We start from the raw sequence: 12,968 nt of genomic DNA on the forward strand, positions 1-12,968 counted from the left end.
GCCGGCTACCCGCCGAAGCGGCGGTGCCGGGCCGAGTAGTCGCGCAGCGCGCGCAGGAAGTCCACCCGGCGGAAGTCCGGCCAGTACACGTCGGTGAAGTAGAACTCCGAGTGCGCCGTCTGCCACAGCAGGAACCCCGACAGCCGCTGCTCCCCGCTGGTGCGGATGACCAGGTCGGGGTCGGGCTGGCCGCGGGTGTAGAGGTGCTCGGAGATGTGCTCGACGTCGAACTGCTCCACGAGCTCGGGCAGCGTCGTCCCCCGCCCGGCGTGCTCGGCGAGCAGCGAGCGGACGGCGTCGGCGATCTCCCGCCGCCCGCCGTATCCGACGGCGAGGTTCACGCTGGCACCCGGCCGGTCGCGGGTGTCCTCCTCGGCCTCCTTGAGGACGGCGACCGTCTCGGCCGGCAGGAGTTCCAGGGCACCGACGGCCCGCAGCTGCCAGTTCCGCCCCGGTCCGGCGAGGTCGCAGGCGACGCCCTCGATGATCCGCAGCAGCGGGGTGAGCTCTGGTTCGGGCCGCTGGAGGTTGTCGGTCGACAGCAGGAAGAGGGTGACCACCTCGACACCGGCCTCGTCGCACCAGCGCAGCAGGTCCACGATCTTGTCCGCACCGACTCGGTGCCCGGCGTTGACGTCCTCGAGGCCGATCGCGCGCGCCCAGCGCCGGTTGCCGTCGATGATCACGCCGACGTGGCGCGGGACGTCCGCCCCCACCAGTGCGCGAGCGAGCCGACGCTCGTAGATCCGGGTGAGACCGTCCCGGACCGTCTGGCGCAACCCCACGCGGGTCACCCTAGGCCCCTGCCGGGGCTCCGGCAGGCACCCCCGGAGCACCGGTGGCAGCAAGCTCACAGGCCGCCGGGATGACGCCGCACCTACGGCTCCGTAACCTCGGGCCATGAGCCGCCCCTCCCCATCCCCGAACGAATCCGTCCGGGTGGAGGCCGACAGCGCGGAGCTGGAGGCCCCCCGCGCACAGGCGGTCGCCACCGTCCTGGGTGAAGGCGAGCGCGTCGAGCACGAGTGGACCGCCGAGGACTTCGGGGACAGGGACTGGAACCACCCCGACACCCGGCCGCGCATGCGCGGCTGGCTGCACCTGTTCTCGTTCTTCGGCGCCATCGTCTCCAGCGCCGTGCTCATCCCGCTGGCCTACGTGGAGAGCGCGCGGGCCGGCATCTCGGTCACGGTGTACTGCCTGACCATCTGCGGACTGTTCGGCGTCAGCGCCCTCTACCACCGCCGTCGCTGGTCACCGCGCGGCTGGCGGCTCATGAAGCGTCTCGACCACTCCATGATCTTCCTGTTCATCGCCGGCACGTACACGCCCTTCGCGCTGCTGGCCGTCGACGAGGCCACGGGCTTCCTGGTGCTCGCCGTCGTCTGGGCGGGCGCGCTCGGCGGGGTCACCCTGAAGATGACGTGGCCGACGGCTCCCCGCTGGGTGGGCGTCCCGCTCTACATCGCGCTCGGCTGGGTCGCGGTCTTCGTGCTGACCGACATCCTGCACTTCGCGGGCGTCACCTCGCTGGTGCTGCTCGCGGCCGGCGGCGTGCTCTACACCCTGGGTGGGATCGCCTACGGCATCAAGCGGCCGGACCCCTGGCCGGGCACCTTCGGCTACCACGAGGTCTTCCACGCCATGACCGTCGTGGCCGCGATCTGCCACTACATCGCGGTCTACTTCGCGATGTACAACTCGCCCTTCAACTGACGGGTCAGCTGAACGGCGGGCGGTCGTCCAGCCGGACCGAGAGCCGCCCCGCGGCGCGCCACAGCCGTGCGGTGAGGTCGCGGTCGGAGTCGGTGACCAGGTTGCCCATCACCCGCAGCGCCACGGTCATCAGCGGGCGGGAGCGCATGCCCACGGGGCCGGCGGCGGGAAGCAGACGAGGCAAGGTGAGGAGCCCGGCCAGCCGGCGGGCGATGGAGAAGGCCTCGCCGTAGTGCCGCCGGAGCGTGGCCGGCCACGCCGCCGACCAGTCCGGCTCGTCCAGCATCCCGGCGATCGACCGGCCCGTCTCGAGCCCGTAGTCGATGCCCTCGCCGTTGAGCGGGTTCACGCAGCCGGCGGCGTCCCCGATCAGGGCCCAGTTGCGCCCGGCCACGCCGGACACCGCCCCACCCATGGGCAGCAGCGCCGAGGTGACGTCGCGGACGGCGCCGTCCAGCTGCCACTCCTCGCGGCGGCTCTCGGCGTAGAACTCGAGCAACGACTTCAGCTGCACCCCGGCCGGACGGCGCGAGGTCGCGAGCGTGCCGACCCCGAGGTTCACCTCGCCGGCCTCCCGGCCCAGCGGGAACACCCAGCCGTAACCGGAGAGCAGCTCCCCCTCGGTGCCGCGCAGCTCCAGGTGCGAGCTGATCCACTCGTCGTCGCTGCGCCCCGAGCGGGCGTAGCTGCGGGCCGCGACCCCGTAGGCGGTGTCCCGGTGCCATGCGCGACCGAGCACGCGGCCCAGCGGCGAGCGCACCCCGTCGGCGACGACGAGGCGCCGGCAGGCCACGGTGGACCGCGCGCCATCAGCGTGCTCGAACACCACCCCGCGGACCTGCGCGCCGTCGCGCTCGACGTCGATCGCGCGGGCGCCGTCCATCGGGCTCACCCCCGCGTCCAGCGCCACCTGCCGGATCCGGGCGTCGAGCTCGGTGCGGGGCACCGCGCTGCCGTGGTCCGGAAAGGCGCCACCCGGCCAGGGCAGCTGCCACTCACGGCCGAACCCCGCCGCCCGCAGGCCCCGGTTGCGCGCCTTCGAACGCGCCCAGTCGCCCAGCCCGAGCAGGTCGAGCTCGGCGATCGCCCGCGGGGTCAGGCCGTCACCGCAGGTCTTGTCGCGCGGGAAGACGGCGGCATCCGCGAGGACGACGTCCCGCCCCTCGCGCGCGGCCCACGCGGCGGCCGCGGAGCCGGCGGGACCCGCCCCGACCACGAGGACGTCGGTCGTCACTGGCAAGGCATCGACGGGCACGGGACCAGTCTCCCTGGCCGGCCCGGCGTCGCTCGTGCGGCCACCCGATCCCGGACCGCATGACGGCTTCGTGACGGTGCTGTGGCTTCAGCACCGCGGCGCCCGGACGGGGTACTGACGACGACATCAGCGACGCACGGGGCCTGTGGGAGGTAGTCATGGAGCGACCAGGCAGACGGTTCCTGACGGCGATCGCCGGCGCCCTGCTCACCGCCGGCCTGCTGACCGGCCCGGCCCAGGCATCGCCGACACGTACCGGCGATCAGCCGTTCTGCGGACAGGTCTGGGGGTCGCTGCCCGAGGCGCAGCCCATGTCCACGGCCCCGGAGGTCCTCACCGACGTGCGCGCCGGCCGGCACGTCTGCTTCGACCGCCTGGTCATCGACCTGCGCGGACCCGCGGACCGGGCACCGACCTACGACGTCCGCTACGTCAGCGAGGTGTCGGAACAGGGCTCGGGTGCCGACGTGCCGCTGCGCGGGGGCGCGACCCTGCGCATCCTGGTCGGCGCGCCGGCATACGACGACCGCGGACGGCCCACCTATGCGCCGGACCACGCGGAGGTCGTCGACGTCAGCTCCTTCGAGACCTTCCGGCAGGTCGCCTGGGCCGGCTCCTTCGAGGGGCAGACCAGCATCGGCCTGGGAGTCCGGGCGCACCTGCCGTTCCGTGTCTTCACCCTGCTGGGCGAACCCGGCGACGACCGGGCCGTGCGACTGGTGATCGACGTCGGCCACATCTGGTGACCTCGGCCGGCCGGGTCGGGCCCGGCCGGGTCAGACCCGACCGGCGGAGCCGTCCGGCCGTCCGTCGTCGTCCCGCGGCGGCTCGATGGCCAGCGGACGGCTCCGCAGGTCGTCGAGGACCTCCCCGCCCGGCCTCCGCTCGACGAGCCCGGCGGGCGAGTCGGGCACCCGCGGGACGTCGTCGGCGGGGTCGAAGCTGGGCGGCAGGTTCTTCAGGTGCCCGGACATCGACCGCACCAGGAGCACGACCGCGATCAGCAGCACGACGATCAGCAGCAGCCCGAAGGGGCCGGACTTGCCGATGTCCTCCGGCAGCTGCTCCTCGACGGCGAGGAGCGTTCCCCAACCGGTGCTCATCGGACTCCCACCTCACTGCGCAGGCCGGCGAACAGGTCGTCCTCCGGCACCGGGACGTCGACCAGCGACCGGGCGAGCTCGTAGTCCTCGGTCGGCCACACCTGCTGCTGGGTCTCCAGCGGGCAGGCGAACCAGCGGCCCAGCGGGTCGATCTGCGTGGCGTGCGCGATCAGGGCGGCATCCCGGACCCCGAAGTACTCGCTGCAGGGGACCCGCGTGGTCACCCGGTGGGAGATGTCGCGGGCGGGGTCCCAGTTGGCCAGCCACTCGGTGTACGGGGACTCCGCACCCGTGGCCAGGATCGCCTCGTGCAGCGCTTTCGTGCGCGGGAGCGTGAAGGTCATGTGGTAGTAGAGCTTGCTCGGCTGCCACGGTTCTCCGAGCTCCGGGTACCGGTCGGGGTCGCCCGCCGCATCGAAGGCGTACATCGAGATCTCGTGCGTCTTGATGTGGTCGGGGTGCGGGTAGCCGCCCCGCTCGTCGTAGGTGGTGAGGACCTGCGGCTTGAACCGGCGGATCAGCGCCACGAGCGGAGCTGCTGCCTCCTCGAGCGGCACCAGGGCGAAACACCCCTCGGGCAGCGGCGGCAGCGGGTCGCCCTCGGGCAGCCCGGAGTCCACGAAACCGAGGAACTCCTGCTCGACGCCGAGGATCTCGCGCGCCTTGTCCATCTCCTCGGCCCGGATCTGGGGCAGTCGCTCCCACACCTCGGGGCGGTCCATCGCCGGGTTGAGCACGGAACCGCGCTCGCCGCCGGTACAGGTGGCCACCATCACCTGCACGCCTTCGGCGACGTACTTGGCCATGGTGGCGGCGCCCTTGCTCGACTCGTCGTCCGGATGGGCGTGCACGGCGAGCAGGCGCAGCTGGTCGGGTCGGGTCACCGGTGCATTGTCCCCCGACGGCCGCGGGCGCCGGTGACACGCCCCGGCACCCGCTCCGGAAGGGGCCGGCTCAGCGCCGCGGAGGAGCTGGTTGTGCACGTCGTCACGTCGGGACCGGTGCGGTCTCGTATCCCCGGAGCGACTCCCCGGATCCGTGCATCCGGTCACTCACCGGTGTTAGCTTGACCGGAGCGACCCACGGCCGTCCCCGTTCGGGGGCGGCCTCCCGAGTTTCAGGAGTACGTCGTGTCCACCCCCACTGACGAGCAGGACCAGGGCATCTGGTTGACCCAGGACGCCTATGACCGGCTGAAGGCCGAGCTCGACCAGCTGGTGGCGAACCGCCCGGAGATGGCCGCCGAGATCAACGCCCGTCGTGAAGAGGGCGACCTCAAGGAGAACGGCGGGTACCACGCCGCCAAGGACGAGCAGGGGAAGCAGGAGGGCCGGATCCGGCAGCTGACCGACCTGCTGCGCAAGGCACAGGTGGGCGAGCCCCCGACCAAGGTCACCCACGCCGTCACCGGGACCGTCATCACCGTGAAGTTCGCCGGTGACGACGACACGGAGAAGTTCCTCCTCGGCTCGCGCGAGATCGCCGGGACGACGGACCTCACGGTCTACTCCCCCGAGTCGGCGATGGGTGCGGCGATCATGGGCGCGAAGCCCGGCAAGAAGGTCACCTACCAGGCGCCGAACGGCCGGGACATCACCGTCGAGGTCGTCGGCATCGAGCCGTTCGTCCCCTGACCGTTCGGTGACCGCACCTCGCGGCCGCTCCCGACGCGCGGAGAACACCGGCTTCCCGTGCGTGCACTGCACGGCTCCGGTGCCGGCGAACACCGACGGGCACTACCGGAACCACTGCCCGTACTGCCTGTGGTCGCTGCACGTCGACGACCTGCCCGGCGACCGCGCGAGCGAGTGCCGGCAGCCGATGGAGCCGATCGGCCTGGTGGAGAAGTCCGGCAAGGGCTGGCAGGTGGTGCACCGCTGCACGGCGTGCGGCCACCGCCAGCCCAACCGGCTCGTGCGCGACGGCGACGCCCCCGACGACCTCGACCTGGTGCTGTCCCTTCCGTGGCTGTGACGCGGCGTCGGACCGGCGCCTGGCCCTGATCGCTTGCCGGGAGCGGCTAGGCGGCCAGGCCGCGACGGCGCAGGAGCGGACCGGGATCGGCGTCCCGGCCGCGGACGGCGCGGAAGGCGGCGAGCGGGTCCACCGAGCCGCCGACGGCGAGCAACCGCTGCCGGAAGGCGTCACCGTTCTCGCGGCGCAGGCCGCCGTTCTCCTTGAACCACTCCACGGTGTCGGCGTCGAGCACCTCGGACCAGATGTAGGAGTAGTAGCCGGCCGAGTAGCCACCGGCGAAGACGTGGTTGAAGTACGTCGTCCGGTACCGGGGTGGCACGAGCTCCGAGGCGACGCCGGCCTTCTCCAGCGCGACCCGCTCGAACTCCACCGGGTCGCCGATCTCGGTGTCCGGCGTGATCCGGTGCCAGGCCTGGTCGAGCAGCGTGGCCGCCAGGTACTCCAGCGTCGCGAACCCCTCGCCCCACAACCGGGCTGCCTCGATCGCCTCCACCACCGAGGACGGGATGGGCTCGCCGGTCTCGACGTGCCGCGCGTAGTGGGCCAGCACCTCCGGCCACATCGCCCACATCTCGTTGACCTGGCTGGGGAACTCCACGAAGTCGCGCGGAACGCTGGTGCCGGCGAACCGCGGGTAGGTGACCGACGAGCTGAGCCCGTGCAGCGCGTGCCCGAACTCGTGGAACAGCGTGTCGACCTCGTCCAGCGTCAGCAGCGCGGGCTGTCCGGCGGGCGGACGCGAGACGTTGAGGTTGTTCACGACCACCGGTGATGTCCCGAGCAGGCGCGACTGGGTCACGAACGAGTTCATCCAGGCGCCGCCACGCTTCCCCTCACGGGCGAAGAAGTCGCCGAGGTAGAGCCCCACCGCGGTGCCATCGGCGTCGGCGACCTCCCAGACCCGCACGTCGGGGTGGTACCCGGCCAGGTCGGGGCGCGGGGTGAACCGGAAGCCGTAGAGCAGTTCGGCGGCGTGGAAGACGCCGTCGGTCAGCACGCGGTCCAGTTCGAAGTACGGCCGCAGAGCCGCGGTGTCGACGGCGTAGCGCTCCGCCCGCACCTGCTCGCTGTAGAACGCCCAGTCCCAGGGGGCCAGCTCCACCCCGTCCCGGGCGGCCGCCTCGGCCAGCACCGCGGCCTCGGCCTCCGCGTTGGCCACCGACGCCGGAACCATGGAGGCGAGCATCGCGTCGACCGCCTCGGTGGTGCGGGCGGTCTGGTCGGCCAGCACCAGGTCGGCATGGGTGTCGAACCCGAGCAGCCGGGCCCGCTCGGCCCGCAGTTCCGCGATGCGTACCGCCACCGGCCCGTTGTCGTGCTCACCGGCCGAGGCCCGGCTCACCGAGGCCTCGTGCACCCGGCGGCGCAGCTCCCGGTTCCGGAGCTTGGACAGCACCGGCTGCCGGGTGGGCAGCAGCAGCGGCAGCATCCAGCCCTCGACCCCGCGCTCCCCGGCCGCAGTGGCGGCCGCGGCGATCTCCTCGGCGCTCAGGCCCTCCAGCTGGGCGGCATCGGTGACGTGCACGGCGGCCGCCTCCGAGGCCAGCTGGAGGTTCTGCCCGAACGTCGTCGACAGGCCCGACAGCTCCTGGTTGAGCTCGGTGAGCCGGGCCCGCCCCGCCTCGTCGAGCTGGGCGCCGGCCAGGACGAAGTCCAGGTGGTAGCGCTCCACCAGGCGGACCGACTCGTCATCGAGCCCCGAGTCGTGCCGGGCCGCGTGGACCGCGGCGATGCGCCCGAAGAGTGCCGGGCCCAGCCGGAGGGCGTCGGAGTGGGCCGCGGCCAGCGGCGCGATCTCCCGTTCGATCTCCCGGAGCCGCGGTGAGGAGACCGACGAGACGAGGTTGCCGAAGACGCTCCACGCCCGCGCGAGCAGGCGGCCGGACCGCTCCAGTGCGACGACGGTGTTCTCGAAGTCCGGCGGCTCCGGCGCCGCGACGATCAGCGCCACTTCGGCACGCTGCTCGGACATCCCGGCGAGCAGCGCCTCCCGGCAGTGCTCGGGGGTGATCTGCCCGAACTGCGGCAGCCCGAACGGCAGCGGCGAGGGGCAGAACAGCGGATTGGCGGGGGTCACCGGTGCGGTGTCGGCGGCGCTCATCGCCGCTATTGAACCGCGATCCTCCGGATCGCACCGCAACCAGGAGCCGTCCCCGGGCTGAGCTGAGCCGTTTCGTCGCACCTGCGCGGAGCCCTCCGGGCCCCACTCGGCACGACCGTCGTCAGCTCAGTCCGAGATCCGAGACGGTCAGCGGCCGGCCGTGCGGCGGTAGGCGCGCACCGACAGCGGCACGAACACCGCCAGGATGATCGCCGTCCACAGCAGCGTGTACAGCGCCGGGTTCTGCAGCGGCCAGGCGTCGGACACGGGGGCTCCCGGCACGGTGTTGCCGAACAGCTCCCGCGCCGCCTGGACCACGGTGGACACCGGGTTCCACTCCGCGAAGACCCGCAGCACGGACGGGAAGGACTCCAGGGGCACGAAGGCGTTCGACGCGAAGGTCAGCGGGAAGATGACCATGAAGCTGGCGTTGTTCACCACCTCCGGCGTGCGCACCAGGAGGCCGACCATGGCCATCAGCCAGCTGATCGCGTAGGCGAAGACCAGCAGCAGCAGGAATCCGCCGATCGCCTCGATCACCGACGAGTTGATCCGCCAGCCGACCGCCAGCCCGGTCAGCGCCATCACCGTGATCGAGATGACGTTGAGCCCGGCGTCGGCGACGGTCCGGCCGATGAGCACCGCCGCGCGGGACATCGGCAGCGACCGGAACCGGTCGATCAGCCCCTTCTGCAAATCCTCGGCGATCGAGGCGCCGGTGACCGTGGACCCGAAGACGACCGTCTGCGCGAAGATGCCCGGCAGCAGGAACTCGGCGTAGTTGATGCCGTCCGGCAGGTTGATCGCCCCGCCGAACACGTAGCGGAACAGCAGCACGAACATGATCGGCGACAGGGTGGCGAACACGATCAGGTCGGGCACGCGCTTGACCTTGATCAGGTTGCGCTTGGTGATGACGACGCTGTCGGACAGCGTCGCGGACAGGGCGCTCATCGAGCTCCTCCGGTCGGGACGGGCGCCTCGTGCGGCTCCTCGTCGTCGGTGGCGACCTCCTCGGCGGCGTGGCCGGTGAGGGCGAGGAAGACGTCGTCGAGGTCGGGGCGGCGCAGACCGACGTCGAAGATCTGCGCGGTGGAGCCGTCGAGCCTGCGCAGCGCGTCGGCCAGCACCTCGGCGCCACCGCTGACCGGCATCGAGAGGCGCCGGCTGGCCAGGTCGACGAGCGGCTCGTCGACCGCCAGCGGCCGCAGCGCCTCGACCATCCCCGGCAGGGCGGTCGCATCGGTGACGGTGAACTCCAGCCGCTGACCGCCGACCTGGGCCTTGAGCTCGTCGGCGGTGCCGCGGGCGATGACCCGGCCGCGGTCGATGACGACCATCCGGTCGGCCAGCCGGTCGGCCTCCTCCAGGTACTGGGTGGTGAGCAGGATCGTGGTGCCACCGTCGGCGAGCTCCGCGATGAACTCCCACATGGCCAGCCGGCTGCGCGGGTCGAGACCGGTGGTCGGCTCGTCCAGGAAGAGCACCCGGGGGTTGTTGATCAGCGAGGCGGCGATGTCCAGCCGGCGCCGCATGCCGCCCGAGTAGGTCTTCGCCGGCCGGTTCGCGGCGGCCACCAGGTCGAACCGCTCCAGCAGTTCCCCCGCCCGCTTCCGCGCCTCGATCTTGGGCAGCCGGTAGAGCCGGCCCACCATCTCCAGGTTCTCGAAGCCGGTCAGGTACTCGTCCACGGCGGCGTACTGACCGGTGAGGCCGATGGCCGCCCGGACCGCGTCGGCGTCGCGGACCACGTCCAGGCCCGCCACCTGAGCGCGCCCCTCGTCGGCCTCGAGCAGCGTCGTCAGGATGCGCACCACCGTGGTCTTGCCGGCGCCGTTGGGGCCGAGGAGCCCGAGCACGGAGCCCTCGGTCACGGTCAGGTCCACTCCGTCGAGCGCGGTGGTGGCGCCGAAGCGCTTCACCAGCCCCTCGACGACGATCGAGTCGGTCATGCGCGGAACGCTAGGGCCGGGCACCGACAGTTTCCGAGTGTTTTTCGCGCTGGGCTGACGACGTCAGGGAAAGAAGGACGAGGCACGGGAGCGTGGACGGCGCGACGCTCCGGAACTCATCGGTGGGGCGCGCTCAGCCGGCGCTCACCGCGTACCCGGCGGAGGACAGGGCCGCCAGAACGTCGTCGGCGTGTGCGGGCCCGCGCGTCTCGAGCACGACGAAGATCTCCACCTCGCCCAGGTGCAGCCGCGTCTCCGTCCGCTGGTGCTCGACCTCGAGCACGTTCGCGCCGATCGCCGCCAGCTCGGCCAGCACCCCGGCCAGCGACCCGGGGCGGTCGGGGACGCGCACCTTCAGCGACAGGTAGCGCCCCGCAGCGGCCATGCCGTGCTGCACCACCTTCAGCAGCAGCAGGGGATCGATGTTGCCGCCCGACAACACGGCGACCACCGGTGGCCTGAACGCGGCCGGGTCGGCGAGGACGGCGGCGACGGCGGCCACTCCTGCGGGCTCGACCACGAGCTTGGCCCGCTCCAGGCAGAAGAGCAGCGCCCGGGACAGGTCCTCCTCGCCGACCGTGCGCACGTCGTCGACCAGCCGCTGCGCGTGCGCCAGCGTGAGCTCGCTGGGAGCGGCGACGGCGATCCCGTCGGCCATCGTGGCCGTCTGCGTCAGCGCGACGGGCCGGCCGGCCGCGAGCGAGCCGGGGAACGCCGCGGCCCCCTCGGCCTGGACGGCGACGACGCGCACGTCGGGACGGCGCTCCTTCACGACGGTCGCGACACCCGAGAGCAGCCCTCCCCCGCCCGTGGCGACCACCACGGAGCCGACGTCGGGGCACTGGTCGAGCAGCTCGAGCCCCACGGTGCCCTGTCCGGCGATCACGTCCGGGTGGTCGAAGGGGTGGATGAACACCGCGCTGGTGCGCTCGGCGTGGTCGGCGGCGGCGAGAAGCGCCTCGCCCAGCGTCTGGCCGCCCAGCCGGATGTCGGCGCCGTAGGCGCGGGTGGCGGCGATCTTCGGCAGTGGCGCGGTTTCCGGCATGAACACGGTCGCCGCGCAGCCGAGCAGGCGCGCGGCCAGCGCGACACCCTGGGCGTGGTTGCCAGCGCTGGCGGCGACGACGCCCTGGGCGCGCTCGGACACGGTCAGACGTGCCATCCGGGTGTACGCACCGCGGATCTTGAACGATCCGGCCCGCTGCAGGTTCTCGCACTTGAGCCACACCGGGCCGCCGACCCGGTCGGCCAGGCCGCGCGAGTGCTCCAGCGGCGTGCGGCGGACGACGCCCTCGAGCAGCGCGGCGGCGGCCTCGACGTCCGCCGCCCGGACCAGAGGCATGGCCATGCGGCGATCATGGCAGCTCCGGAGGCTCCCTCGCGGCCGTGATCGTCGTACCGTGTTCGGGGTGACGGACACTGCCGCACCGACCACCCCCTCCCCCGCCGCCACGACGCTCGGCGAACTTCGCGCGAGCGGCGTCGTCCCCCGGCCGGTCAAGGCCGAGATCCGCGCCAACCTGCTCGCCCGCCTCGGGCGCGGCGAGCCGAGCCTGCCGGGCATGGTGGGCTTCGAGGACACCGTCCTGCCCGAGGTCGAGCGGGCCCTGATCGCGGGCCACGACCTCGTCCTGCTCGGCGAGCGCGGGCAGGGCAAGACCCGGCTGATCCGCACGCTCGTGGGGCTGCTCGACGAGTGGACCCCGGTGCTGGCCGGCAGCGAGCTCAACGAGCACCCGCTGGCGCCGATCAGCGTCTGGGCGCACCGCCGGATCGCCGAGCACGGCGACGACACCCCCGTGGGCTGGCTGCACCGCAGCGAGCGCTTCGGCGAGAAGCTGGCCACCCCCGACACCAGCGTCGGCGACCTCATCGGTGACGTCGACCCGATCAAGGTGGCCGAGGGCCGGACGCTCGGGGACCCCGAGACGGTGCACTACGGGCTGGTCCCGCGCACCAACCGCGGCATCTTCAGCGTCAACGAGCTCCCCGACCTCGCCGAGCGCATCCAGGTGGCCCTGCTCAACGTGCTCGAGGAGCGCGACATCCAGATCCGCGGCTACCGCGTGCGGCTGCCGCTGGACCTGCTGCTCGTCGCCAGCGCCAACCCCGAGGACTACACGAACCGCGGCCGCATCATCACCCCGCTCAAGGACCGGTTCGGCGCCGAGGTGCGGACCCACTACCCGATCGAGCTCGCCGACGAGATCCGGTTGCTGCACCAGGAGGCGCAGACCTCCGCGCTGGGCGGCGACGCCCAGAGCGCTCCGCTGGTCCCCGAGCACCTGGTCGAGATCGTGGCCCGGTTCACCCGGCTGGTCCGCGAGTCCACGCATGTCGACCAGCGCTCCGGCGTCAGCGCTCGCTTCGCCATCGCCGGCCTGGAGACCGTGGCCGCCTCCGCCGTCCGCCGGGCCGCGATCGCCGGGGAGACCCGGCCCGTGGCCCGCGTGGTCGACCTGCCCAGCGTGGTGCCCGCCAGCCGCGGCAAGGTCGAGTTCGCCGACGCCAGCAGCGACAACGACGACGACCGCGAGCTGGAGATCCTCGACCACCTGCTCCGGCAGGCCACGGCGCAGACGTTCCGCGCACGGTGCGCCGGGCTGGACCTCACCGGTCTGCAGGAGCATTTCACCGGCGGGGAGACCGTCGAGTCCGGGGAGCTGGTCAGCGCTCCGGCGCTCCTCGGCCAGCTGGGCACGATCCCGAAGCTGGCCGAGCTCCTCGGCCGCCTCGGCGTCCCCGAGGGCGAGCAGTCCGCCGAGCAGGCGGCCGCGGCCGTGGAGTTCGCGCTGGAGGGCCTGTACCTGACCCGCAGGCTGGCGAAGGACACCGACGGCGGCCGCACGATCTACGGGGCCTGA

Annotated in this window: 13 protein-coding genes; 5 read left to right on the forward strand and 8 right to left on the reverse strand. The window is 72.7% G+C overall.

Annotated elements, in window-relative coordinates; all coding sequences use genetic code 11:
* Positions 1-5: 5 nt before the first annotated feature.
* The gene (locus tag BN344_RS05775) at positions 6-785 is read right to left on the reverse strand and encodes an isoprenyl transferase (RefSeq protein ID WP_040338013.1); all 780 of its coding nucleotides are present in this window, start codon (positions 783-785) and stop codon (positions 6-8) included.
* Positions 786-900: 115 nt separating this feature from the next.
* Between BN344_RS05775 and trhA the strand changes: the two genes are divergently transcribed.
* Positions 901-1,716 carry a PAQR family membrane homeostasis protein TrhA gene (trhA, locus tag BN344_RS05780; protein WP_040337327.1) on the forward strand — a complete coding sequence of 272 codons (816 nt, stop codon included), beginning with the start codon at positions 901-903 and terminating at the stop codon, positions 1,714-1,716.
* 4 nt (positions 1,717-1,720) lie between these two features.
* Here trhA and BN344_RS05785 read toward each other — a convergent pair whose 3' ends face one another.
* The gene (locus tag BN344_RS05785) at positions 1,721-2,971 is read right to left on the reverse strand and encodes a geranylgeranyl reductase family protein (RefSeq protein WP_040337328.1); all 1,251 of its coding nucleotides are present in this window, start codon (positions 2,969-2,971) and stop codon (positions 1,721-1,723) included.
* A gap of 158 nt (positions 2,972-3,129) precedes the next feature.
* Here BN344_RS05785 and BN344_RS05790 point away from each other — a divergent pair, with 158 nt between their 5' ends.
* The gene (locus tag BN344_RS05790) at positions 3,130-3,717 is read left to right on the forward strand and encodes an AMIN-like domain-containing (lipo)protein (RefSeq protein ID WP_040337329.1); all 588 of its coding nucleotides are present in this window, start codon (positions 3,130-3,132) and stop codon (positions 3,715-3,717) included.
* A gap of 30 nt (positions 3,718-3,747) precedes the next feature.
* Here BN344_RS05790 and BN344_RS05795 read toward each other — a convergent pair whose 3' ends face one another.
* A complete protein-coding gene (locus BN344_RS05795) occupies positions 3,748-4,074 on the reverse strand; it encodes a hypothetical protein (protein WP_040337330.1) in 327 nt (108 codons plus the stop codon).
* Positions 4,071-4,958 carry a mycothiol conjugate amidase Mca gene (gene mca / locus BN344_RS05800; RefSeq protein ID WP_040337331.1) on the reverse strand — a complete coding sequence of 296 codons (888 nt, stop codon included), beginning with the start codon at positions 4,956-4,958 and terminating at the stop codon, positions 4,071-4,073. Before mca ends, BN344_RS05795 begins: the two co-directional genes overlap by 4 nt.
* A gap of 246 nt (positions 4,959-5,204) precedes the next feature.
* Here mca and greA point away from each other — a divergent pair, with 246 nt between their 5' ends.
* On the forward strand, positions 5,205-5,708 hold the full coding sequence (greA, locus tag BN344_RS05805) for a transcription elongation factor GreA (protein ID WP_081788380.1): 504 nt from the start codon (positions 5,205-5,207) through the stop codon (positions 5,706-5,708).
* Positions 5,709-5,715: 7 nt separating this feature from the next.
* Positions 5,716-6,048 carry an RNHCP domain-containing protein gene (locus BN344_RS05810; RefSeq protein WP_040337332.1) on the forward strand — a complete coding sequence of 111 codons (333 nt, stop codon included), beginning with the start codon at positions 5,716-5,718 and terminating at the stop codon, positions 6,046-6,048.
* A gap of 46 nt (positions 6,049-6,094) precedes the next feature.
* Here BN344_RS05810 and BN344_RS05815 read toward each other — a convergent pair whose 3' ends face one another.
* The 4 genes from BN344_RS05815 to ilvA all read right to left on the reverse strand — a co-directional run bounded on the left by BN344_RS05815 (position 6,095) and on the right by ilvA (position 11,452).
* Positions 6,095-8,152, reverse strand: coding sequence for a M3 family metallopeptidase (locus BN344_RS05815; RefSeq protein ID WP_040337333.1), 2,058 nt, complete (start codon positions 8,150-8,152; stop codon positions 6,095-6,097).
* Between the two features lie 147 nt (positions 8,153-8,299).
* Positions 8,300-9,106 carry an ABC transporter permease gene (locus BN344_RS05820; RefSeq protein ID WP_040337334.1) on the reverse strand — a complete coding sequence of 269 codons (807 nt, stop codon included), beginning with the start codon at positions 9,104-9,106 and terminating at the stop codon, positions 8,300-8,302.
* Positions 9,103-10,104: a daunorubicin resistance protein DrrA family ABC transporter ATP-binding protein gene (locus BN344_RS05825; protein ID WP_040337335.1), complete on the reverse strand. Its 1,002-nt coding sequence runs from the start codon at positions 10,102-10,104 to the stop codon at positions 9,103-9,105. The genes BN344_RS05820 and BN344_RS05825 overlap by 4 nt, the downstream gene beginning before the upstream one ends.
* Before the next feature lie 133 nt (positions 10,105-10,237).
* A complete protein-coding gene (ilvA, locus tag BN344_RS05830; protein WP_197022238.1) occupies positions 10,238-11,452 on the reverse strand; it encodes a threonine ammonia-lyase in 1,215 nt (404 codons plus the stop codon).
* Positions 11,453-11,513: 61 nt separating this feature from the next.
* Here ilvA and BN344_RS05835 point away from each other — a divergent pair, with 61 nt between their 5' ends.
* Entirely contained in the window at positions 11,514-12,968 is a 1,455-nt protein-coding gene (locus BN344_RS05835) for a sigma 54-interacting transcriptional regulator (protein WP_040338016.1), read from the forward strand.

The organism is Candidatus Blastococcus massiliensis AP3 (genome assembly GCF_000582785.1).
Lineage (GTDB): Bacteria > Actinomycetota > Actinomycetes > Mycobacteriales > Geodermatophilaceae > Blastococcus > Blastococcus massiliensis.

Excerpts from the sequence above, each read along its gene's own strand:
- ilvA (WP_197022238.1), bottom strand. The coding sequence starts at position 11,452 with ATGGCCATGCCTCTGGTCCGGGCGGCGGACGTCGAGGCCGCCGCCGCG.
- BN344_RS05815 (WP_040337333.1), bottom strand. The coding sequence starts at position 8,152 with ATGAGCGCCGCCGACACCGCACCGGTGACCCCCGCCAATCCGCTGTTC.
- trhA (WP_040337327.1), top strand. The coding sequence starts at position 901 with ATGAGCCGCCCCTCCCCATCCCCGAACGAATCCGTCCGGGTGGAGGCC.
- BN344_RS05795 (WP_040337330.1), bottom strand. The coding sequence starts at position 4,074 with ATGAGCACCGGTTGGGGAACGCTCCTCGCCGTCGAGGAGCAGCTGCCG.
- BN344_RS05790 (WP_040337329.1), top strand. The coding sequence starts at position 3,130 with ATGGAGCGACCAGGCAGACGGTTCCTGACGGCGATCGCCGGCGCCCTG.
- BN344_RS05820 (WP_040337334.1), bottom strand. The coding sequence starts at position 9,106 with ATGAGCGCCCTGTCCGCGACGCTGTCCGACAGCGTCGTCATCACCAAG.
- BN344_RS05825 (WP_040337335.1), bottom strand. The coding sequence starts at position 10,104 with ATGACCGACTCGATCGTCGTCGAGGGGCTGGTGAAGCGCTTCGGCGCC.